The sequence below is a fragment of the Chelativorans sp. Marseille-P2723 genome (assembly GCF_902809845.1).
Lineage (GTDB): Bacteria > Pseudomonadota > Alphaproteobacteria > Rhizobiales > Rhizobiaceae > Chelativorans.
Map to the genome: position 1 here is coordinate 1 of NZ_CADDWI010000005.1, position 1,695 is coordinate 1,695.

At 67.6% G+C, this 1,695-nt stretch carries 1 protein-coding gene and 1 pseudogene; both read right to left on the reverse strand.

Features of this window, described 5'->3' with window-relative positions; translation table 11 throughout:
• Positions 1 to 219, reverse strand: a pseudogene (locus HUS57_RS00060) (hydroxymethylglutaryl-CoA lyase); the annotation flags it as partial.
• On the reverse strand, positions 216 to 1,695 hold a 1,480-nt coding region (locus HUS57_RS00065), incomplete at its 5' end, for a biotin/lipoyl-containing protein (RefSeq protein WP_173930902.1). The gene HUS57_RS00065 and the pseudogene HUS57_RS00060, both read right to left, overlap by 4 nt.

Here is a 1,695-nt window from a genome sequence, read left to right on the forward strand (position 1 = left end):
CCTGCCCGGCCGCGCGCCGAGGCCGCGCAGCACCGCGTCGGTGCCGGCCATTTGCGGCACCCATCTGGGCGAAACGAAACTGCCAGCCTCGATGGTCTCCAGCCCAGCCGCCAGCAGGCGCTCGATAAAGGCGATGCGGGTCTCCGGCGAGAGATGGGCGGCCTCGTTCTGGAGACCGTCGCGTGGGCCAACCTCGACGATGCGGACCGCGCCGGTCATGACGCGTCCGCCTCGAATTCGGCCAGGTTTTCGCCCTCTGCCACCAGATCGCCCACCCGGCAATTGACGGCGACCAGCCGGCCATCGGCAGGCGCGCGCAGGGTGTGTTCCATCTTCATGGCCTCCATGACCAGTACCGGGGCGCCGCGTTCAAGCCGGGTGCCGGGCTCGGCGAGAATCTGCTGAACGATACCCGGCATGGGCGCGCGGAAACTGCCGCCTGGGCCGGACGCCGCCTCCTTCCGGGCCAGAGAATCGACCCAGTGCAGGCGTCGTCGGCCGCGTGGAGTGACGAGTTCGACCACCCGCTCGGACCAGAGTGCACCGATGGCTTCCTTTCGCTCGCCCAGGAAGACGTCGATGCGTCCATCCTCGCATAAGGTCCAGCGCAAGGGCGCGACAGCGCCGTCCCATTCGAACTCCAGCCCCGACCGGGCATAATGCAGGACCACCTGATGGGTTTCCGCCCCGTCCTCGAAATCGAAGCGCCGCCGCCTGGAAGCGCCCAGCGTCCAGCCATCACCCCTGTTCCAAGGCGAGACCGCCTCGGACGCCGCCTCAAGCTTTTCCCGGGCGAGGACGGCGCTGGTCGCGGCGGCAAGATCGGCAACGGCGATGGGGGATTGGGGGGCAAGGAGAGCGGCGAGTTCGCGCTCGATAAAACCGGTATCCATGGCGCCCGACCGCACCTCGGGGCGGCCGACCAGCGCCCGCAAAAAGGCGATGTTGGTCTTGATGCCAGCTACCTGGAAGCCGTCCAGCGCGGCGGCCATGCGGTCGAGGGCCTGACCACGATCGTCGCCGCTGACGATGAGCTTGGCGATCATCGGATCGTAATTGGCGGTGATGGTATCGCCGACGCGGAAGCCGCTGTCGATGCGCAAATCGGGACCCGTTTCGGGTTGCCGCCATTGGCCGATGGTGCCGGTGGCGGGCAGGAAGCCGCTTTGCGGGTCCTCGGCATAGATGCGCACCTCGAAGCTGTGCCCCCGGCGCACGATCTGGTCCTGGCGCAGCGGCAGGGCCTCGCCGAAAGCGACGCGCAGTTGCCATTCCACGAGATCGAGCCCGGTGATCATCTCGGTCACCGGATGCTCGACCTGGAGCCGGGTGTTCATCTCGATGAAATAGAAGCCCTCGTCATTGGCGACGAATTCCACCGTGCCGGCGCCGGTATAGCCCACCGCCCGTCCGGCGGCGCGGGCCGCTTCGCAAATGGCCTCGCGCTGGCTCTCGTCGAGCCGGGAGGATGGGGCCTCCTCGAGTACCTTCTGGTGCCGCCTTTGCAGCGTGCATTCGCGCTCAAACAGGGAGACCACATTGCCGTGGTGATCGCCGAAGATCTGCACCTCGATGTGGCGCGGGCGGGTGATGAACTTCTCGATGAGCACGTGATCGTCGCCGAAGCTGGCGCTGGCCTCGCGCTTGGCAGCGGCCACCGCCTCGGGCAATTGGGCGGCGCTGTCGGCGATGCGC